At 36.2% G+C, this 2,384-nt stretch carries 4 protein-coding genes and 1 pseudogene; all 5 read left to right on the top strand.

Annotated elements, in window-relative coordinates:
• Positions 1-44: 44 nt before the first annotated feature.
• A pseudogene (locus CWATDRAFT_RS31175) lies at positions 45-502 on the top strand (IS1634 family transposase); the annotation flags it as partial.
• Positions 503-686: 184 nt separating this feature from the next.
• Positions 687-1,205 (top strand): hypothetical protein, encoded by a 519-nt coding sequence (locus tag CWATDRAFT_RS40875; RefSeq protein WP_007308665.1) that lies wholly within the window; start codon positions 687-689, stop codon positions 1,203-1,205.
• A 123-nt stretch (positions 1,206-1,328) separates the two neighbouring features.
• Entirely contained in the window at positions 1,329-1,721 is a 393-nt protein-coding gene (locus CWATDRAFT_RS31165) for a hypothetical protein (protein WP_007308666.1), read from the top strand.
• Positions 1,722-1,805: 84 nt separating this feature from the next.
• Positions 1,806-2,234, top strand: coding sequence for a PIN domain-containing protein (locus CWATDRAFT_RS31160; RefSeq protein ID WP_007308667.1), 429 nt, complete (start codon positions 1,806-1,808; stop codon positions 2,232-2,234).
• Positions 2,235-2,243: 9 nt separating this feature from the next.
• Positions 2,244-2,384: YlcI/YnfO family protein (locus tag CWATDRAFT_RS41240; protein WP_042713043.1), on the top strand; the 141-nt coding region annotated here is incomplete at its 3' end.

The raw sequence follows: 2,384 nt of genomic DNA, 5'->3' as shown, positions 1-2,384 counted from the left end.
ACGGGTTAATTCTTAGACTTCTGAGATGAACTCTATGGATGATTGAAAGTGTCAAAGCTTATAAAAGTTATCTTCGGTGGAGAAGCTTTCCGTTGTTATAAATCTATGGATTTAAAGTGCGTCCTATTAATCATTATAAGGGAGACAGAGTTAAGGCACATATTTCTTATGTATGTTGCCTTATTACGTTGAATGGCATTTAAAACAAAAATTAGCCCCTTTATTATTTGAAGATGAAGAAATTGATAATAACTATCAGGATGTCATAAAAGCTCGTCGTAGTAATTCTGCTGTTGCTAAAGATAGAAAAAAACGCACCGAAGATAACTTACCAGTTCACAGCTTTCGTACTTTACTAGAAGATTTGGGAACAATTTGCTTGAACACAGTTGAGTGTTCTTTAGAGAGTGGAAAATACGTTTTTGACAAGATAACTCGACCTACTGAAGTGCAACAAAAGGCATTAGATTTATTAAGCATTTCTTCTGTTTGTACCCATTAATAACCCCTAGCTAATTCGGTGTATCCCTCATGCAGCATACGTTATCGGGTTTTGTCAAAGGGGAAGTTCAGATAAACGACAACTGAAGGATTATCAGACAGGAAAACAGCCACAACCTCCAGATATTCCTATTTCCATTAAATTACAAGCAGCCATCGATGCCGTCACCAGAGATAAACCCACCATGACCCTATTTATAGGGAGACTGCAACATTTAGGCATCGATGTAAAACCCATCATCACAGCCACTGGTAGAAAAAGAATAAGTTACCATATCGAGGGGGCTAAACCTTTCAGGGGGAGTAAACTGCATAACGGCAGCTTCCCTAAATTAATTAGTCAGCGAGGAGTTAACTGTGACCCTCAACGGGATAGAAAAGCGATGGAATATGCCGTTAACCATCAACAAGTTACCCTTCCCCCAGAACAATTAATTAACTGGTCAGAGATTAATTTAAGTCTTTATTTACCCAAAGAATTAGATACTGAACCATTAGGAAAAGAGAAGCAGAATAAAAACAAATTTTCTTTAAACTATGATACTAAAAGTTTGCTAACTAATCAACCTATTAGGACATTAATTAATGACAAATCAACAGAAGATTTAACCCATGAAGAAAATGAAGTCAGAAAAGAACCATTACTTAAAATCCATCAGATCCAGGAATCATCAGATAACAAAGAAGAAGCTTTAATCAATTAGTCTAAAGTAAATACTGTTAATACATCATTAGAGACATTAGACAAAGAAAACACCTTAATTAATCAGTCTAAGTTAAACACTCTTAATACATCATCAGAGACATTAGACAAAGAAAAAGCCTTAATGAATCCCCTACCCTTGACCCCTGAATTTTCTCCTGATGTTATACAAAAGCAACAAGAATACACTCTAAGCATAGCACCTATTGCTTATCGATGGTTAAAAGCCAATCAAACCGTTAGATATTCAGCCAAAGATAACTTAATAGAATATAGTCAAGGAAGATTAACCATTAGAAATGGAGAAGGTAACTATAAAATGATTGCCCAATCTGTTGGGGTTTATGAACACAAAAACCAACAATGGGAGTGTATTAACTTACCTCAAAACAGTCCTGGGTTAACCCAAAAAGATGTAGAAAGATTTACGGGTTCTGAGATGAAAGACGCACTTAGAGAACTTGAACAGAAAAATAATCAATCATCACAGAGAAGAAAAGGGAGACGAGGACGTTAATAAATATCCAATTATTCATCTTTTAGGATTATGGGGATCAACCAACCAGAGACATGACACCATATACAGTGCTATAATAGTGTCATGTCTCAATCATCTTTACTATCAGTAGTCATCGATACCAATGTTGTCTTTGAGGGCTTAACCAAAAAAGGTGGTTCTGCGGGATTAATTATTGATGGTTGGTTAGCAGAGTTATTTGATGTATACATTTCTAATGCTCTAGCTATAGAATACGTTGATGTTTTATCTCGTAAGCTGTCTCCTGCCCGATGGTTAGATATTAAACCCATTGTAGGGACTTTGCTCCAAAAGGCACAATTTACTCCCATCTATTTTTCTTGGCGACCCACTTCTCCCGATGCTGGAGATGATTTAGTTGTTGATTGTGGCATGAATGCGAATGCCATAGTCGTTACTTCCAATGTTCGAGATTTTCGTCAAGCACAACAATCATTGGGGTTACAGGTGATGACTCCCCCTGAATTTATTGTTAAATTAGTCAACCAATAGGAAAAAAATATGAGTCGATTAACCTTGAGATTACCAGAAACACTACATCAACAGCTTTCTAATTTAGCAGAAGACGAAGGCGTATCCCTGAATCAATACATTGTTTATGCCTTAACTCGTCAAGTAGCTTCTAACTATACAATGGTTGTA

Source organism: Crocosphaera watsonii WH 8501 (assembly GCF_000167195.1).
GTDB lineage: Bacteria > Cyanobacteriota > Cyanobacteriia > Cyanobacteriales > Microcystaceae > Crocosphaera > Crocosphaera watsonii.
Note: the sequence above shows the minus strand (reverse complement) of the source record. Positions and strands in the feature narration are given on the sequence as shown.